This window comes from Streptomyces sp. NPDC004051, assembly GCF_053604275.1.
In genome coordinates this window covers 1-17,791 of record NZ_JBSGHG010000066.1, presented here as the reverse complement: position 1 = coordinate 17,791, position 17,791 = coordinate 1, and the positions used below count along the sequence as shown (strand labels likewise).

At 73.3% G+C, this 17,791-nt stretch carries 13 protein-coding genes; 5 read left to right on the top strand and 8 right to left on the bottom strand.

Going from position 1 to position 17,791, the window contains the following annotated elements:
* The first annotated feature begins 299 nt into the window (after positions 1-299).
* Positions 300-2,312 (top strand): N-acetylmuramoyl-L-alanine amidase, encoded by a 2,013-nt coding sequence (locus tag ACWEQO_RS34005; protein ID WP_452986392.1) that lies wholly within the window; start codon positions 300-302, stop codon positions 2,310-2,312.
* Between the two features lie 25 nt (positions 2,313-2,337).
* On the opposite strand, the gene ACWEQO_RS34000 is transcribed toward ACWEQO_RS34005, so the two are convergent.
* From ACWEQO_RS34000 to ACWEQO_RS33990, 3 genes are all read right to left on the bottom strand, one after another.
* Positions 2,338-2,835: a glycosyltransferase family protein gene (locus ACWEQO_RS34000; protein ID WP_361462726.1), complete on the bottom strand. Its 498-nt coding sequence runs from the start codon at positions 2,833-2,835 to the stop codon at positions 2,338-2,340.
* Between the two features lie 82 nt (positions 2,836-2,917).
* A complete protein-coding gene (locus ACWEQO_RS33995; RefSeq protein WP_361462728.1) occupies positions 2,918-3,835 on the bottom strand; it encodes a universal stress protein in 918 nt (305 codons plus the stop codon).
* A gap of 157 nt (positions 3,836-3,992) precedes the next feature.
* Complete coding sequence (locus ACWEQO_RS33990) at positions 3,993-4,235, bottom strand: DUF397 domain-containing protein (protein WP_279337558.1); 243 nt, start codon at positions 4,233-4,235, stop codon at positions 3,993-3,995.
* Positions 4,236-4,495: 260 nt separating this feature from the next.
* Between ACWEQO_RS33990 and ACWEQO_RS33985 the strand changes: the two genes are divergently transcribed.
* On the top strand, positions 4,496-6,274 hold the full coding sequence (locus tag ACWEQO_RS33985) for a sulfatase (RefSeq protein ID WP_452986391.1): 1,779 nt from the start codon (positions 4,496-4,498) through the stop codon (positions 6,272-6,274).
* Positions 6,275-6,321: 47 nt separating this feature from the next.
* Here the strand turns inward: ACWEQO_RS33985 and ACWEQO_RS33980 are convergent, their stop codons facing one another.
* Positions 6,322-7,818, bottom strand: coding sequence for an acyl-CoA synthetase (locus ACWEQO_RS33980; RefSeq protein ID WP_361462734.1), 1,497 nt, complete (start codon positions 7,816-7,818; stop codon positions 6,322-6,324).
* Between the two features lie 171 nt (positions 7,819-7,989).
* On the opposite strand from ACWEQO_RS33980, the gene ACWEQO_RS33975 reads away from it, so the two are divergent.
* A complete protein-coding gene (locus ACWEQO_RS33975; RefSeq protein ID WP_452986390.1) occupies positions 7,990-9,777 on the top strand; it encodes a serine hydrolase in 1,788 nt (595 codons plus the stop codon).
* A gap of 37 nt (positions 9,778-9,814) precedes the next feature.
* Here the strand turns inward: ACWEQO_RS33975 and ACWEQO_RS33970 are convergent, their stop codons facing one another.
* Positions 9,815-11,386, bottom strand: a complete 1,572-nt coding sequence (locus tag ACWEQO_RS33970) for a phytoene desaturase family protein (protein WP_361462740.1) — start codon at positions 11,384-11,386, stop codon at positions 9,815-9,817.
* A 178-nt stretch (positions 11,387-11,564) separates the two neighbouring features.
* On the opposite strand from ACWEQO_RS33970, the gene ACWEQO_RS33965 reads away from it, so the two are divergent.
* Positions 11,565-12,773 carry an RNA-guided endonuclease InsQ/TnpB family protein gene (locus ACWEQO_RS33965; RefSeq protein WP_361462742.1) on the top strand — a complete coding sequence of 403 codons (1,209 nt, stop codon included), beginning with the start codon at positions 11,565-11,567 and terminating at the stop codon, positions 12,771-12,773.
* Between the two features lie 104 nt (positions 12,774-12,877).
* Here the strand turns inward: ACWEQO_RS33965 and ACWEQO_RS33960 are convergent, their stop codons facing one another.
* Together ACWEQO_RS33960 and ACWEQO_RS33955 are read right to left on the bottom strand one after the other, a co-directional pair.
* On the bottom strand, positions 12,878-15,175 hold the full coding sequence (locus tag ACWEQO_RS33960) for a tetratricopeptide repeat protein (protein ID WP_452986389.1): 2,298 nt from the start codon (positions 15,173-15,175) through the stop codon (positions 12,878-12,880).
* A 146-nt stretch (positions 15,176-15,321) separates the two neighbouring features.
* Complete coding sequence (locus ACWEQO_RS33955; RefSeq protein ID WP_361462747.1) at positions 15,322-15,690, bottom strand: ferredoxin; 369 nt, start codon at positions 15,688-15,690, stop codon at positions 15,322-15,324.
* Between the two features lie 131 nt (positions 15,691-15,821).
* Here ACWEQO_RS33955 and ACWEQO_RS33950 point away from each other — a divergent pair, with 131 nt between their 5' ends.
* The gene (locus ACWEQO_RS33950) at positions 15,822-16,199 is read left to right on the top strand and encodes a DUF6479 family protein (RefSeq protein WP_361462751.1); all 378 of its coding nucleotides are present in this window, start codon (positions 15,822-15,824) and stop codon (positions 16,197-16,199) included.
* Positions 16,200-16,203: 4 nt separating this feature from the next.
* On the opposite strand, the gene ACWEQO_RS33945 is transcribed toward ACWEQO_RS33950, so the two are convergent.
* Positions 16,204-17,460, bottom strand: a complete 1,257-nt coding sequence (locus tag ACWEQO_RS33945; protein ID WP_452986388.1) for a M20 family metallopeptidase — start codon at positions 17,458-17,460, stop codon at positions 16,204-16,206.
* Positions 17,461-17,791: the final 331 nt, after the last annotated feature.

The window sequence follows — 17,791 nt, the reverse complement described above, 5'->3', positions numbered from 1 at the left end:
GCCGCGAAGGCGTCGGAACGCGCCGTCTTCTCGAACTGCGCCTCGTCGTGCAGCGTGTTCACCACGCGCCCCGCCCACCTTCCCCTTCGGAAGACGCCGCGGACCTCTCACCCGTCCCCGCGCGCTCCCCGCGTTCCGACCGCACCGGGGCCCTGGCCCGCCGCCACGACCCGCGGCCCGGATTGCCGGGAAATTCCGCTTCGCCTGGGCATGATTGACGGATCATCGGCACACCGGTACTACCGTCCGACCGCCGATCCCGCGCGGTTCGTCCCGACCGATCGCCCCAGGAGACTGTGTTGCGAGGAGCTCTCCCCACCGAACCCGGCCGTGCGGCGGCCGGGCATCGCCGTTCCCGCCGCACCACCGGCGCCCTGGCCGCGGCGGCGCTCACGCTGCCGCTGCTCGGCGCGGCCCCGTCCGGGGCCCGCCCTGAACCGACCCCACCGGACGCGACCCGGCTGCAGCGGGCGTTCAGTGCCGCGGCCGCCGCGTACGAGGTGCCGCGGAGCGTGCTGCTGGGCGTCTCCTACCTCCAGTCCCGCTGGGACACGCACGACGGAGCGCCGAGTGTGACCGGCGGCTACGGTCCGATGCACCTCACGGACGCCCGTACCGCGCTGGCGGCGGCGACGTCACGTCAGGACGAGGGGGCGGAGGATCCCCGGGGTGACGGCGCCCGCCCCGTGCTGCGGCCCGGGAAGCAAAGTGCCGAGGCAGTGCGCTCCGACCCGCGGCTGCCGCGCACCGGCGCGGTCCCGGACCGTCTGGCCACCCTGCCGAGGGCGGCCGGGCTGACCGGGCTGAGCGCCGCGCGGCTGCGTGCGGACCCGGCCGCGAACGTGGCGGGCGGCGCCGCGCTGCTGGCCGAGGCCCAGCGGGAGCTGGGCCGGCCGCCGAGCGAGGACCCGGCCGACTGGTACGGCGCGGTGGCCCGTTTCTCCGGGGCGGACGACACGGCGTCGGCGGCGGCGTACGCGAACGACGTCTACGAGGTGATCCGCGCCGGTGCGCGGCGCGTCACGGACGCGGGGCAGGAGGTCGCCCTGGCCGCCCGCGCGGACCTCGTCCCGGACCGGTCCGCACTGGCCCGCGCCGGTCTGCGTACCGCCTCCACCGCCGCGACGGAGTGTCCCGGGACGGTGTCCTGCGAGTGGGTCCCGGCACCGCACGAGGAGTTCGGGGACGGCGACTACGGCAACCACGACCTGGGGAACCGGCCTGTCTCGCACCCTGTCCGGTACATCGTCGTCCATGACACCCAGGGCGCCTGGGAGGGCGTTCTCGACATGGTGCGGGATCCCGCCTATGTGTCGTGGAACTACAGTCTGCGCTCGACCGACGGTCACATCGCCCAGCACGTGAAGGCCAGGGACATCGCCTGGCACGCGGGCAACTGGTACGTCAACGCCGGGTCGATCGGGCTGGAGCACGAGGGCTTCCTGACGGAGCCCGACGCCTGGTACACCGAGGCGATGTACCGTTCCTCGGCCCGCCTGGTGCGGTATCTCGCCGAGAAGTACGACATCCCCCTGGACCGGCAGCACATCCTGGGGCACGACACCGTGCCCGGTCCGACCGCTCAGGCCGTGTCCGGCATGCACACCGATCCCGGGCCCTACTGGGACTGGGCGCACTACTTCGCGCTGTTGGGCCGGCCCTTCGAGGCAACCGCCGGCGGGGACGGCGCACTGGTGACGATCCGTCCCGACTACGCCGTCCACGGCCCGGTGTTCACGGGCTGCGGGAGCGCCGGCGAGCCGTGCGCGGCGCACGGGTCCAGCGCGGTGCGCCTGTACTCCGACCACGACGAGAAGTCCCCCCTGATCAGGGACGGTGCTCTGGGTTCGGTCCCGACGACCGGGGTGAACGACCTGTCCTCACGGGTGTCGACCGGCCAGCAGTACGCGGTGGCCGACCGGTGGGGCGACTGGACCGCCATCTGGTACCTGGGGCAGAAGGCCTGGTTCAGGAACCCCCCGACCCGGCCCACCGCGGTGCCCGCCGCGGGCCGGGTCGTGACCCCGAGGGAGGGTCTGGACTCCGTGCCGGTGTACGGGCGTGCCTACCCGGAGGAGGCCGCCTATCCGGCGGAGGTGCCCGTGCAGCAGGTGGCCCCCCTGCCGTACCGGCTGCCGAAGGGCCAGGAGTACGTCACCGCGGGCCAGGTGCCCGGCGAGTACCTGTACGCGGTGACCTTCGACGAGGCCTCGCACCGGGTGGTCCGGGGCGAGGACCTGTACCACCAGATCCAGTACGGCCACCGGATCGCCTTCGTGCGGGCGGCGGACGTGACGGTGAGGTCCTCGTAGCGCCGCGGCGCCGCTCCGGTCCGGGTCAGCCCTGCTGGAACAGTTCCGCGGGCAGCGGCTTGAGGAGGGTGTACAGGTCGTCGGTGATGGGACGGTCCCAGGCGGCGATGGTGACCAGGACGTTGTCGCTGCGGTCGAACTGCACGCAGGAGATCCGGCTCTCGGAGAGCTTCACGCGGCGCACGATCAGCAGGTTGTCGCCCTGCATCACGGGCACGTCCTCGGTGCCGACGACGGTCACCTCCTCGTCGTTCTCCAGCGCCAGCAGCAGCTGTCCCACCTCGAAGGGGACCTCGCCCTCGGCGACCTCCCGGGCCGCGGAGCCCTCCGGCAGATTGCCGATGATCATGGCGGGGCCGCGGCCTCCGAACAGGTCGTAGCGCAGGAAGACGCCCTGGCAGGTGCCGTCGGGGGCGGGCAGCAGGCCGGCGCCCAGGTTTCCGGGCCAGTCGCCCGGGTCCATGGCCAGTACGTCGAAGTCGGGCCCGGCGGGAGTGGCGCTGCGGCGGCGGAGGAACGACATGCCGCAATGGTACGTGCCCGCACCCGCCGACGGGCGTCCGGGCGACGCCCGCCGTTCCCCGGGGGCGGGCGCGCTGCGGAAGCTACTCCTCCGGGGGCGCCGGCGGCACGACCGCGACGGGGCCGGCCGCGTGCAGCAGGACGGCCTGGGTGACGGAGCCCATCATGCGGGCCGGTGCCAGCAGGCGTCGCCGGTGGCGCCCCACGACGACCAGCTCGGCGTTCCGGGAGGCCGCGACCAGGTGTCCGGCGGCGTCACCGGGCAGTACCAGGACCTCGGCGACGACTTCGGGGCGCCGTTCACGGTGCGGGGCGAGGCATCCGCGGGCGAGGGTCCGGGACTCGTGCTCGACGGCGCCCTGGTCGATCTGCGGCGCCGGCATCTCCCCGGGCAGCATCCAGGTCTGCGGGGGCCACGGGTAGGCGGCGACGATCCGGAGCCGGGCCCCGCGCAGGGCGGCCTCCTCGAAGGCGTGAGCGAGGGTGGCTTCGTCGGGGCTGTCGACGTTCAGTCCGACGACCACGAACGGGCCGTCCTCGTCGGTGCCGGCGGGTGTGTCGGCGTCGGTTCCGGACCCCCGTCCGGGCCGGGGCACCACGACGACGGGGCACTCGGCGTCCCGGGCCGCGGCCAGGGAGTTGGAGCCGAGCAGCAGACTGGCGAACCCGCCGCGGCCCCGGGAGCCGAGCACCAGCAGCTGCGCGGTGGTGCCGAGTTCGGGGAGGAGGGCGCCGGGGGCCCCGTCCAGGGCGACGAACTCGACGGCGGGCAGCCCGGTCCGTCCCGCCAGCCGTGCGCGGACCAGATCGAGGACCGGGTCCTCCTCGGGGGCGGGCGGTCCGGCGGCCAGCACCTCGGGCTGGCCCCAGGCGGCGTACTGACGGACGTGCACCACCCTCAGCGGGGCCGCACGCCGGCGCGCGGCGTCGACGGCCCACTCCAGGGCGCGCAGACTGTCGTCCGAACCGTCGACCGCCGCGACGACCGGCTGGGTGCTCATGGGGTTCCTCACTTCCGGGCCACGACCCGCACGTTCCCGGACCCATCCGGCTCGGGCCCGGTCCCGGAAGGGTACCCCCGGTCGTCCGTCCGGAAGTGTCGACGGCCACACCCGGCCCACGGTCGTTCCGCCCCGCGGCGGGGCGTGCGCGCCCGGCTCACGTCAGGTCGAACTCCCCCTCCCGGGCCCCCGAGACGAACGCACCCCACTCGGCCGGGGTGAAGATCAGTGAAGGACTCTGCGGGCGGCCGCTGTTGCGCAGGGCGATGAAACCCTCCACGAAGGCGATCTGGACATCCCCCAGGCCTCGGCTGCCGGGCTGCCACTGCGCGTTGCTGAGGTCCAGGTCGGGCTTGTCCCAGCCGGTGAGCGGTCGCTGCTGGGTGGTGCTGTCGGCCACGTCCGTGCTCCTCCCGTTTTCCGTCGTCCGCGGCCGGCGTAGCGATCGGTTCCGGCCCCCGACAGGTCACGTCGGCGTCCGTTTCCGGGGCGCGGCGGACGGGTGGGGCCGGGCGGAGCCGGGCGTGTGGATCCGGGCCGGCCGGATCCCCGCGGGCGCGGTTGAACGCGGGGTGACGTGCGAACGTACTGATGGCGGCAGGCCCGTTCACCGGGCCCGGTTTGCCATGCCATCGCAGTACCGCACGGAAGGACCCCCGGGTGCAGCTCTTCACTCGCTCCCGTCAGCTGTCGGAGACCACCGGGGGCGGGGCGGACCCGGACGACGGTCCCACCGCCTCCGGCGAGGCGGCCGGGGAGGCGCCCGAGGAGGCGGCTCCCTCCCGCTGGGAGCGCCTGCGCGGGCGTCACCCGCGTACGGCCCGCGGTGTCGCGGTCGGGACGACCGTGCTGGCCGGGGCGCTCCTGGTCTTCGCCCTCCTCGTGCCGAACCGGGTGGAGCGGCTCACGTTCGATGCGTTCCTCCGTCTCCCGGCCGAGGGGATCCTGCTGGCGGCCCTGCTGCTGGCGCTGCCGCCGAAGCCCCGGCGGATCGCCGCGGTGGTCTCGGGCGTCCTGCTCGGGCTGCTCACCGTCCTGAAGATGGTGGACATGGGCTTCTACCAGGTACTGGCCCGGCCGTTCGACCTGGTGCTCGACTGGATCCTGTTCGAGCACGCGGCGGATTTCGTACGGGAGTCGTTCGGCCGGGGCGGGCAGGTCCTCGCCGTGATCGGGCTGATCGTCCTGTTCGTCGCCCTGCTGGTGCTGATGACGCTGGCGGCGGTGCGGATCACGCACCTGATGACACGCCACCGTCCCGCCGCCGTCCGCACCACGCTGGTCCTCGGCGTCGCGTGGATCACCTGCGTCACTCTCGGCGTGCAGGTCACCGGCGTCCCGCTGGCCACCAGGGGCACCGCGGAGATGCTGGGCAACCGGGTGGAGCAGATGCGCGCGGGCATCAAGGACGGACGGGTCTTCAGGCAGCAGGCCGCGGCCGACGCCTTCGCCGACACTCCGCCCGACCAGCTGTTCACGGGACTGCGCGGCAAGGACGTCCTGTTCACGTTCATCGAGAGCTACGGCCGGGTCGCGATCGACGACCCGGCGATGGCGGAGCCGATCGACGCGACGCTGAAGGAGGGCACCGACACTCTGGAGGCCGCCGGTTTCGCGTCGCGCAGCGGCTGGCTCAAGTCACCGGTGACGGGCGCGGGCAGCTGGCTCGCCCACTCCACCTTCCTGTCCGGCCTGTGGATCAAGAACCAGCAGCGCTACCGCAGCCTCACCACCAGCGACCGCATGACCCTCACCAGCTACTTCCGCAAGGCCGGTGACTGGCGCACCGTCGGCATCGTGCCCGGGGTGCGGCGGGCCTGGCCGGAGGGCAAGTACTTCGGCCTGGACCACATCTACGACTCCGAGCACCTCGGCTACCAGGGACCGTACTTCAGCTGGACGCCGGTGCCCGACCAGTTCAGCCTGGAGGCCTTCGAGCGCCTGGAGCACGGCCAGAAGGACCGCCGGCCGATCATGGCGGAGATCATCCTCGCCTCCAGCCACAACCCGTGGTCCCCCAACGCCCGCATGATCGACTGGGACGACCTCGGCGACGGCTCCGTGTTCCACCAGATCAAGAAGGAGGGCACCGACCCCAAGGAGGTCTGGCAGGACCCGGAGAGGGTACGCACCGAGTACCGCAAGTCCATCGAGTACTCGCTGCGGAGCCTGGTCGGGTGGATGGAGCGGTACGGCGACGAGGACACGGTGCTGGTCTTCCTCGGCGACCACCAGCCGGTCCCGACCGTCACCGCCGGGGACACCGGCAAGGACGTGCCGATCAGCATCGTCGCCAAGGATCCGAAGGTCCTGGACCGGGTGGCCGACTGGAACTGGACCGAGGGCCTCAAACCCGCCCCGGACGCGCCGCGTTGGGGCATGGACGCCTTCCGGGACCGCTTCATGACGGCGTACGGCCCCCAGGGTGCCGCCGGCTGAGCGGTCCCGCCCGGTCACGGCCCGCGTCGGCGCGGGCCGTGCCGCGCTCATCCGGTGAAGCGGTGGCGCAGCTCCCGTTTGAGGATCTTCCCGCTGGCGTTGCGCGGCAGTTCGTCCACGAACAGGACCCTCTTCGGCGCCTTGAAGGACGAGAGCCGTTCGCGCGCATGCGCGATCAGCTCCTCCTCGGTGGTCTCGCCGCGCGCGACGACGACCGCCGTGACGGCCTCCACCCAGCGCTCGTCGGGGAGGCCGATCACGGCGGCCTCGGCGACCGCCTCGTGCGTGTACAGCGCGTCCTCGACCTGCCGTGAGGCGACCAGGACGCCACCGGAGTTGATGACGTCCTTCACCCGGTCGACGACGGTGAGGTAGCCGTGGGCGTCGCGCACCGCGAGGTCCCCGGAGTGGAACCAGCCGTCGCGGAAGGCCTCGGCGGTCTCCTCGGGCTTGTCCCAGTACCCCTCGCACAGTTGCGGCGACCGGTAGACGATCTCGCCGGGTGTCCCGTCGGGCACGTCCTTGCCGTCCTCGTCGACCACCCGCGCGTCCACGAACAGGACGGGCCGCCCGCAGGAGTCCGTGCGCCCCTTGTGCTCGTCGGGACCCAGGACGGTGGCCAGCGGGCCGATCTCGCTCTGCCCGAAGCAGTTGTAGAGCGCCAGGTCCGGCAGCCGCCGCGTCAGCCGCTCCAGGACCGGCGCCGGCATGACGGACGCCCCGTAGTACGCCTTGCGCAGTCCGCTCAGGTCGCGGGTGGCGAAGTCGGGGCGGTTCGACAGGGCGATCCAGACCGTGGGCGGGGCGAACAGGCTGTCCGCGCGGCCCGCCTCGATCAGGTCGAGGATCCGGTCGCCGTCGGGCGCGTCGAGGATGACGTTGGTCGCGCCGACCGCGAGGTAGGGCAGCAGGAAGACGTGCATCTGCGCCGAGTGGTAGAGCGGGAGCGAGTGCACGGGGAGGTCGCCCGCGCCGAGGTCGAGGGCGGTGATGGCGCTCAGGTACTCGTGCACCAGTGCGCGGTGCGTCATCATCGCGCCCTTGGGCCGGGCGGTGGTGCCGGAGGTGTACAGCAGTTGCACCAGGTCCTCGGAGCGCGGCTCGGGGCCGTCGTACGCGGGCGCGCCGGCCAGCAGGTCGAGCAGCGAGCCGTCGGCGTCGCGCAGGGGCAGCGCCCGCACCCCGTCCGGGAGCCGTCCGGCGAGGTCGGGGTCGGTGAGGACGAGTGTGCTGCCGGACTGGCCGATCAGGTAGGCGAGGTCGTCGCCGGTCAGGTTCTGGTTGACCGGTACGTGCACCAGGCCCGCGCGGGCGCAGGCGAGGAAGCCGATCAGGTAGGCGTCGGAGTTGTGGCCGTAGGCGCCGACCCGGTCCCCGGGGGACAGCCCCTCCGCCAGCAGGACGCTCGCCGCGGCCGAGACGGCGGTGTCGAGCGCGTCGTAGGTCCAGGTGCGGTCGCCGTACTCGACGGCGGTGCGCGCCGGAGTGCGCCGGGCGCTGCGTCGCAGGATTCCGTCGACCGTGCTTCCGTGTCCGGGCGTCATGACAGTTGATCCTCGGTCGACCGGCCGGGGAGGTCAAGGACTTCGGCTCCTCCCGCGACCGCGTACGCCCCATTGACACATCCCGCACCTGACAGGAAAGTTTCACCCCGCAAGGCGATTCCCGGAAGATTCTTTCAGGCCGCCCGCGGCCACGACACGGGAGGAACCCCCATGACGGACGCAGGGTCGAGCGGTCCCACTCGCCGGCAACTCGGCGGGCGCGCACTGGTTCTGGGCGGCGCCCTGGCCTTCGCCTCCCTCCCGGCCGGTCCCGCGGCGGCGGCCTCGCCGCAGGCGGCGTCGGGCAGCGGGCGTCCGACCCTGCGGCACGGATCGGCCCGGCAGGCCGGCCTGCTCGCGGAGCATCTGGAGCGACTCGTCACCGACGCCGAGGCGTTCCTCGGCCCGTCCCCCGAACACCCCTGGTACGCGGGCGCCGTGCTGCTCGCCGGACGCGGCGGCACCGTCGCGCTCCACCGGCCCATCGGCATGGCCGTGCGCTACCGGGCGTACGACGAGGAGACCGACACCGGCGTCGAGTTCCCGGCGGACCGGCAGATCCCCATGGCCGTGGACACCGTCTTCGATCTGGCCTCGGTGTCGAAGCTGTTCACCTCCGTCCTCGCCGTGCAGCAGATCGAACGGGGGGCCCTGGAGCTGGAGGCGGCCGTCGCCTCGTACCTGCCGGACTTCGGCCGCGCCGGCAAGGCGGAGGTGACGATCCGTCAACTGCTCACGCACACTTCGGGCCTCCGTCCCTGGATCCCGCTCTACGACGCGCCCACGTACGAGGAGCGCGTCCGGCTCGTCCTCGACGAGGCGCCGATCGGCCCTCCGGGCACGGCGTACGCGTACTCGGACCTGAACCTGATCTCGCTCCAGCTGGTGCTGGAGCAGGTCACCGGCCGCACCCTGGACGTCCTGCTCCGTGACGACCTCACCGGTCCGCTGGGCATGCGGCGCACCCGCTACAACCCGCCCGCCTCCTGGAGACCGCGGATCGCCGCCACCGAGGACGCCCGCCCGCCCTGGTCCGGTCTCGACCGGGGGCTGGTGTGGGGCGAGGTGCACGACGAGAACGCCCACAGCCTGGGCGGGGTCGCGGGCCACGCGGGCGTGTTCTCGTGCGCCTGGGACCTGGCCGTGCTCGGGCGGACCCTGCTCAACGGCGGCCGCTACGGCCGGGCCCGCGTGCTGGGACCGGAGTCGGTGGAGCTGATGTTCACCGACTTCAACACCGACTTCCCCGGGGACGAGCACGGCCTGGGCTTCGAGCTGTACCAGCACTGGTACATGGGGGCGATGGCCACCCCGCGCACGGCGGGCCACACCGGTTTCACCGGCACCGCGCTGGTGCTCGATCCGACCACCGACTCGTTCCTCGTCGTGCTCGGCAACTCGGTTCATCCCGTACGTAGTTGGCGTTCGGGGTCGGCTCCCCGGGTGGCCGCCGCGAACCGGTTGGCCCGCGCGGTCCCGGTCCGCCCGGCGCGGGGACGCACGGCCTGGTTCTCCGGGATGGCGAGTTCGACGACGGCGACCCTCACCCTGCCCGCGCTGGACACCTCGTCCGGCGGCGCGCGGCTGCGCTGCGCCCTGTGGTGGGACACCGAGCCGCGCTCCGACGTGCTCACCCTGGAGGCCACGGTGGACGGCGGCGCGACCTGGCAGCCGGTGCCGTTCACCACGGAACGCCGGGGCGGGGAGCCGCAGCGGCACCCCTCGGGCACCGCCACCGGCTGGTCGGGCCGTGTCTGGCACGGGCTCACCGCCGGCCTGCCCGCCGCGCGGAGCCTCACCCTGCGCTGGCGCTGTGCGACGGACCGGCTGTACGTGGGGCGCGGTGCGTACGTCGACGGGATGCGCGTCGCGACCGGCGACGGCGTGCTGTTCGACGAGGTCCGTCCGGCGGACGCGGCACGCGTCCGGGCCGTGGGGTGGAACCGGTCGGCCGACTGACACCTGACCGCCGGCCCTCCCCCCTCGGCCCGTCCCGTCAGCCCGCCTCCAGGACCGCCATGGCCGCGTTGTGCCCCGGCACCCCGCTCACCCCGCCGCCGCGCACCGCGCCCGCGCCGCACAGCAGGACGTTGGCGTGCCGGGTCTCCACGCCCCACCGGCCGGTGCCGTCCTGGGCATAGGGCCAGGACAGCGGGCGGTGGAAGATGTTCCCGCCGGGCAGCCCGAGTTCGCGGTCCAGGTCCAGCGGGGTCTTCGCCTCCAGACACGGACGTCCGTCCGCGTCGGTCGCCAGGCAGTCGGCGAGCGGTTCGGCCAGATGGGCGTCGAGCTGGGCGAGCGTCGACTTCAGCAGCTCCTCCCGCACGGCGTTGTTGTCCCGGTTGTCCCGTTCGAACAGCCGGGCCGGGGTGTGCAGGCCGAAGAGGGTGAGCGTCTGGTAGCCCTGTGCGGCGAGGTCCGGGCCGAGGATCGTCGGGTCGGTGAGCGAGTGGCAGTAGATCTCGGAGGGCGGCGCGGCGGGCAGTTCACCGGCGGCGGCCTGTGCGTGCGCGGCGGCCAGTTGCCCGTACCCCTCGGCGATGTGGAAGGTTCCGGCGAACGCCTCGCGCGGGTCGACGGAGCTGTCGCGCAGCCTGGGCAGCCGCTTGAGCAGCATGTTCACCTTGAGCTGGGCGCCCTCGGCCGGGGCGGGGGGTGTGTCGCCGGTCAGCGCCGCCAGCTCCCGCGGGGAGGCGTTCACCAGGACGTGCCGGGCGGCGGCGACCCCCTCGCCGTCGGCCGTGCGGTGGGTGACCTCGGCCGTGCGGCCGTCCGTGTCGATCCGTACCACCTCGTGACCGGTGGCGATGACGGCGCCCGCCTCGCGCGCGGCGGCGGCCAGCGCGTCGGTGAGGGCGCCCATGCCGCCGACCGGCACGTCCCAGTCGCCGGTGCCGCCGCCGATGACGTGGTAGAGGAAGCAGCGGTTCTGCTGGAGCGTGGGGTCGTGGGCGTCGGCGAAGGTGCCGATGAGGGCGTCGGTGAGGACCACGCCCCGCACGAGGTCGTCGGTGAAGCGCTCCTCGACGGCGACCCCGATCGGTTCCTCGAACAAGGTCCGCCAGGCCTCCTCGTCGTCGATCGCCTCGCGCAGCTCCTCGCGGCTGGGCAGCGGTCCGGTGAGGGTGGGGAAGACCCGTTCGGCGACGCGGCCGGTCATGCCGTAGAAACGCTGCCAGGCCCGGTACTCGCGGTCGGATCCGGTCAGCCGGGCGAACGCCTCGCGGGTGCGCCGTTCGCCGCCGCCGACGAGCAGTCCGGTGGGCCGTCCGTCGCGTTCGACCGGGGTGTAGGAGGAGATGGTGCGGGCGCGTACCCGGAAGTCGAGCCCCAGGTCCTGGACGATCTTCCGGGGCAACAGGCTGACCAGGTACGAGTACCGGGACAGCCGTGCGTCGACACCGGCGAACGGCCGGGTGGAGACCGCCGCCCCGCCCGTGCGGTCCAGCCGCTCCAGCACCAGGACGGAGCGTCCCGCCCGGGCCAGGTAGGCGGCGGCGACGAGACCGTTGTGGCCTCCGCCGACGATGACGGCGTCGTACGTCCGGGTTCCCTCGTCTGCGCTCATCGGGACTCCTTCGTGGATACCCCGGCCTTCAGGCCGGGGTGGGGGCACCCCCTGCGGGGGATAAACGGACACCTGCGGAGCCGGGCAGGAAAAGCCGGATCGCCGCCGGGACGATTCGTCGTCCGCCGATCACCGGCCGACACCTTTGACTCACACGGGAGCTGATAGAATGTGAGTCATGGCGCGGCAGGTCAAGCGGGCATTCAAGTACCGCTTCTACCCCACGGACGAGCAGACGGCTGAGCTGTCGCGCACGTTCGGCTGCGTTCGCCTCGTGTACAACAAGGCGCTGGAGGAGCGCACCCGGGCCTGGTACGGCGAGCAGCGTCGGATCTCCTACGTGCAGTCGTCCGCCGCGCTGACGGAGTGGAAGAAGACCGGAGAACTCGCCTTCCTGGCTGAGGTGTCCTCCGTCCCGCTCCAGCAGGCGCTCCGCCACCTTCAGACGGCGTTCGCGAACTTCTTCGCCAAGCGGGCCAAGTACCCGCGCTACAAGAGCCGGAAGAAGTCCCGCGCGTCGGCCGAGTACACCCGCAGCGCCTTTGCATGGCGCGACGGGAAGCTGACACTGGCCAAGATGACGGAGCCCCTGGACATCCGCTGGTCGCGCCCCCTCCCACAGGGGGCGGAGCCCACGACGGTGACCGTCTCCCGCGACAGCGCGGGCCGCTGGTTCGTCTCGATGCTCGTCGAGGACACCATCGCCCCGGCCCCCGCCACCGGCGCGGCTGTCGGCCTGGATGCCGGGATCACCTCCCTGGTGACCCTGTCCACCGGGGAGAAGATCGCCAACCCCCGGCACGAGCGCCGCGACCGCGCCCGGCTGGCCAAGGCGCAGCGGGAGCTGTCCCGGAAGGCGAAGGGCTCGGCCAACCGGGCCAAGGCCCGGCGGAAGGTGGCCCGCGTGCACGCGCGGATCGCCGACCGGCGCCGGGACTTCCTGCACAAGCTGTCGACTCGTCTCGTCCGTGAGAACCAAACGGTCGTGATCGAGGACCTCACGGTCCGCAACCTGATGAAGAACGGCAGGCTCGCGCGCGCCATCTCGGACGCCGCCTGGACGGACCTACGCATGATGCTGGAATACAAGTGCGCCTGGTACGGGCGCGAACTCGTCATGGTCGACCGCTGGTTCCCCAGCTCGAAGCTGTGCGGGGCCTGCGGCACGGTCCGCGAGAAGCTGCCGCTGAACGTCCGCGAGTGGACGTGCGGCTGCGGCACCGTGCACGACCGCGATGTGAACGCGGCACGCAACATCCTGGCCGCCGGGCTGGCGGCGTCTGCCTGTGGAGACGGTGTAAGACCTCAACGGGAGTCCTCCCGGACGGGGCGGTCGTCGGTGAAGCAGGAACCCCGGCGGGCGACCGCTGGAACCCCCCACCGCTAGGCGGGAGGAGGAAGTCAAGTGGTTCTTCGTAGCACGTGCGGATCCGCGCCGACCAGGCAGCGGGCCCCCCCTCGGCCACGGCGTCGCGCCGCCCCGCCCTGCCGTCACACTCCGCCCGCGGCCCGCTGCCGTCGCAGTCCCGCCACCTCGCGGTGCAGCGCGGCGGCCGCGGCGCCGTGGCCGAGCCGCTCCAGACAGCGGGCCTCGTCGTCGCGGGCGGTGAGGGTGTCGGGGTGGTCCGCGCCGAGGGCGCGTTCCCGGCCGGCGGCCACCTTGCGGTACTCGGTGAGCGCTTCCGCCCAGCGGCCCAGCCAGCCCAGACCGACGGCGACCTCACGGCGGCTGACCAGGGTGTCCGGATGGTCGGCGCCGAGCGCCCCCTCGCGCAGGGCGCACACCGCGCGGGACTCGGCGAGCGCCTCCGTCCAGCGTCCGAGCCGGCCGAGGTTGACGCCCAGGCCGTGCCGGGCGCGCAGGGTCTCGGGGTGGGCGGGGCCCTGGACCCGGGTGCGGTCCGCGACCAGGCCCCGGTAGAGGTCGAGGGCCTGTGCGGTGCGGCCGAGCCGGCCCAGGCCGATGCCGGTCTCGTAGCGGGCGGCGAGCGTGTCGGGGTGGTCCGGGCCGAGGACCCGCGTGCGGGTCCCGGCGACCTCGCGGTAGGTCTCCAGGGCCTCCGCCCACCGGCCCAGCTGTCCGAGCGTGTAGGCGACTTCGTAGCGGGTGACCAGGGTGTCGGGATGGTCGGGGCCGAGCACCCGGGCGCGGGCGGCGGCCACTTCGCACGCCATGCTGTACGAGTCCTCCAGACGGCCGAGTCTGGAGAGGTTGAAGGCGAGGTTGTGCCGGCAGCGCAGGGTGTCGGGATGGTCGGCCCCCATGGTGCGCTCGCGGGCGGAGAGCACCGACAGATAGACCTGGTGGGCGTCGAAGGGCCGGCCCGACTGGGCCATGACGTACGCCATTTCCTGACGGGCGGCCAGGGTCTCGGGGTGGTCGGGCCCGAGCGCGCGGATACGGGCCTCGGCCACGTGCTTGTACGCGCGCAGCGCATCGGCGGCGCGGCCGGTGCGGCTGAGGGTGAAGGCGACCTCGTAGCGGCTGGCGAGGGTGTCGGGGTGGTCCGGGCCGAGGAGGTGCTCGCGCTCCGCGGCGACCGCGCGGTGCACCTCCCCCGCCTCCGTCCAGCGGCCGAGGCGGCCGAGGCTCAGGCCCGCGTTGTGCCGTCCGGCCAGGGTGGTCAGGGCCTCCGGCGACGGGGCGGGCCGCTCCTCCTGCGGGGGCGGCTCGGCGCGGCCGCTCGTGGGGCGGGCGATCCACTCGCCGGACAGTCCGGCCGCCGGGGCCGGGGGCGTGGTGCGCGCTCCGGCGACGACCGCCTTGCGGCCGCCGGTCATGCCGCGGGTCCAGGAGGGCAGCCGTGGCGCGCCCGCCACCGGTTCGGGCCCCTGGACCGCCGGGGGCGGCAGGGCCACCTGTTCGCCCGCGTCGGTCGGGCCCGCGGGCTCCGGCCAGGCCGTCACCGCGGCCGGCACCGGCAGCCGGTTCGGCGCGGCCCGCAGTGCGCCGACCCGGCGGGCCAGTTCGCGTGCGCTGTCGGGGCGTCGGCCCGGTTCCTTGGCCAGCAGGTCGAGGATGATCCGCTCCAGCCGCTCGGGCAGTTCGGCGCGGTGACCGCGCGGCGGCCGGGGCGGGGTGTCCCGGTGGCCGACGAGGATCGCCCACGCGTCGTCGAGGTCGAAGAACGGGGGCACCCCGGTGGCGATCTCGTAGAGCACGCAGCCGAAGGAGTACAGGTCGCTGCGCCGGTCGACCCCGGTGCCGCTGATCTGCTCCGGCGACATGTAGTGCGGCGTGCCCATCGCGACACCGGTGCCGGTCAGCCGGGACGTGAACCCGATGTCGTGGCCGAGGCGGGCTATGCCGAAGTCGCAGATCTTCACGGTGCCGTCGGCGAGCCGCACGATGTTGGCGGGCTTCAGGTCCCGGTGCACGATGCCCTGGTCATGGGTGTAGGCGAGGGCGGCGGCGACCTGCTCGGCGATCTCCACGACCTCGTCGACCGGCAGCGGGTGCTGCTTGTTCTCCTCCAGGAGCTTGCTGAGGTCACGTCCCTGCAGCAGCTCCATCACCAGATACAGCACTCCGTCGGACTCGCCGAAGTCGTGCACGACGGTGATCCCGCGGTGCTGCAGGGACGCCGCCACCCGGGCCTCCCGCCGGAACCGCTCACGCAGTACCCGGCTGAAGGCGTGGTCGTGGTGGGCGTTCAGTGGTTTGAGGCACTTCACGGCGACCTGTCTGCCGAGTGACTCGTCGCGTGCCCGCCACACCTCCCCCATGCCGCCCCGCCCGATCGGATCGAGCAGCCGGTACCGGCCGTGGATCAGCCTGCTGTCCCCCATCTCCCGCCCCCGTCGATGTCCAACGCGCCCTCCCCTGGCCCGTCCAGTATGGCGATGTCTCGCCCGATTCTGTACGGGGCCCGCATCTTGCGGCGCGCCCCTCCCCCGGGACTCCCGGTGCGGCGGCGGTCCCGGCGTCCTCGCCGTCAGTTCAGCGTGGCGAGGAAGTCCGTGCAGGCGCGTGCACAGGCCCGGCACGCCTCGGCCGTGCGCTCCGCGCCGGGGTGCCCGTCGAAGACGTGCGCGCCCTCCAGGCACACCTGCCGGCACCACTCCACCTGGAGCCGGATGGTCGTCTCGTCCACCTGGCCGTCCTCGGACAGCACCCGGCACGTCGCGTCGCACACCTCCGCGCACATGACGCCCCTGCGCCGCACGAGTTCCTGGTCCCTGCCGCTGTCCGGGTCCACGAGACTCGCCCGCACCGCGCAGGCCCGCGCGCACTCCGTGCACGCCTGCGCGCAGGCGAAACGGTCCTCGAGAAACCGGAACAGCTCCTGCTGCGATGTCGTCACGCCGCGCGGGTAACCCCGGTCGCGGGCGGTCAAACCCGCCGCCCTGCGGGGATGCGGTGGAATCCGTCCGCAGGGTTCGGCGGGCGGGTTCCGGGCACTCGGAAGCCATGCTGAGTACTGCGGTGAACACCCTGAAGCACACCTCCTGGACCGATTCGGCCGACCTCGCCGCGAGCCGCGGCACCATCGGCATCGGACTGATCGTGGTGGCCGTGCTGGTCGTGGGCCTGTTGATCGGCCTGTTCACGGTCGGCAGCCGCCGGGTCGGGCGCGGGGACTCACCCAGGCCGCGCCCCGATGAACAGCCCCGGATGCCCGAGGGCGGCCCGGTGCGTGAGACCCGTGAACGCCGGGAGCCCGACGAGATGCCCCGGGGCGACGACCGCCTGCTGCCGCACGACCTGCACGGGGGCAGCTCCGGCAGCCGCACCGGTACCTCCCAGGAACGGCCCCGCTGGGAGGAGGGCGGCAGCGGCGGGTTCGGCAGCGGCGGGCCGGGCCGCCACTGACCGCTCAGGCGCCGAGCCAGGCGAGGGCGGCCACGGTCAGGGCACTGACGCCGGTGTCCAGGGTGGGCTGGACGAGCGGGGCGAACGCGGGACTGTGGTTGACGGGGATGTCCTGGTCGAGGGTGCCCTTGCGGGCGGCCTCGGCGTAGCGGCCGGGGTCGACGCATCCGATGCCCCAGTAGGTGAACGGCACCCCGAACGCCCCGGGGATCTCGCTCATGTCCTCGCTCGCGGTCTGCAGGTCGATGGTGTGCGCGTCGTCTCCGAAGTGTGCGGCGAAGGCCTCGGCGACCCGACGGGTCGCCGCCTCGTCGTTGACGGTGGGCGGGAAGGAGGTGGTCCGCTCGATCTCGGGCTCCTCGGGCGAGCGGGACGCCTCGCACTCGGCACGGACGATCCGGGTGATCGCGTCCAGGACGTGGCTGCGCGTGGCGTCGTCGTAGGTGCGCACGTTGAGCTCGATGACGGCGCTGTCGGGAATGACGTTGGGGCCGGTGCCCGCGTGGATGCTGCCGACCGTGACCACGGCCGGGGTCGTGGCCGCCAGTTCCCGGGCGACAACGGTCTGCAGACGTACGACGATCATCGCGGCCATCACGACGGGGTCCACCGCGGCCTGGGGCATGGAACCGTGCGCTCCCCGTCCGTGGACGGTGATGCGCAGGCTGTCGGCCGCCGACAGGAACGGCCCGGGGCGGGTGCCGACGTATCCGGCCGGATAGGGCAGCACGTGCTGGGCCAGCACCACGTCGGGCCGGGGCGACCTGGACGTCAGCCCGTCGGCGATCATGGCATCGGCTCCGTCGCCGTTCTCCTCCGAGGGCTGGAAGAGCGCCACGAAGGTGCCCCGCCAGTCGTCGCGGTTCTCTGCCAGCAGGTGCGCGCAGCCCAGCAGGCAGGTCACGTGCATGTCGTGTCCGCAGGCGTGCATGACGGGCTGCTCGGTGCCGTCCGGGGCGGTCACGGTCGCGGTGGAGGCATAGGGCAGGCCGGTCTGTTCGCGCACCGGGAGGGCGTCCATGTCGGCACGCGCCATGACGGTCGGGCCGTTCCCGTTCTCCAGGATCCCGATCACGCCGGTCCCGCCGACACCGTCGGTGACCTCGTAGCCGAACGACCTCAGGGCCCCGGACACCTTTCCAGCGGTGCGGTGCTCCCGCAGTCCGAGTTCGGGGTGCCGGTGCAGGTCCCGGTAGACCTCCTCGAGGTGGGCGCGGATGCCGTCGAGGCCGTCCGGCACGAGGGGGGCGCGGTCGCTCATGGATGGCTCCTTGACGCGGGGGCACTGCTGTCACCGGAGACCGCCCGGAACCCGGCCACCGCGAGGCGGGCGCGGCGTACGCCCGGTTCCGGGTCCCTTCCCGGATCCGGTCTTCCCTCCACGGACGATTCGACCACACGGCGGTGAGTCGCGCGGGCCGGCGCCGGCGTTCACGCGGATCTGGATCTCCTACAGGTGGAGCCCCGCGTGGTCGGCCGGTGCCGCCGTCGGGAGGCCGGTGCCGCCGGCGGTGTCGGCGCCCTGTGCGGCGGCCGGGTCCTCGGGCCGCACGCCGACGCCGAGCTTCTCCAGGATCTTCTTCTCGATCTCG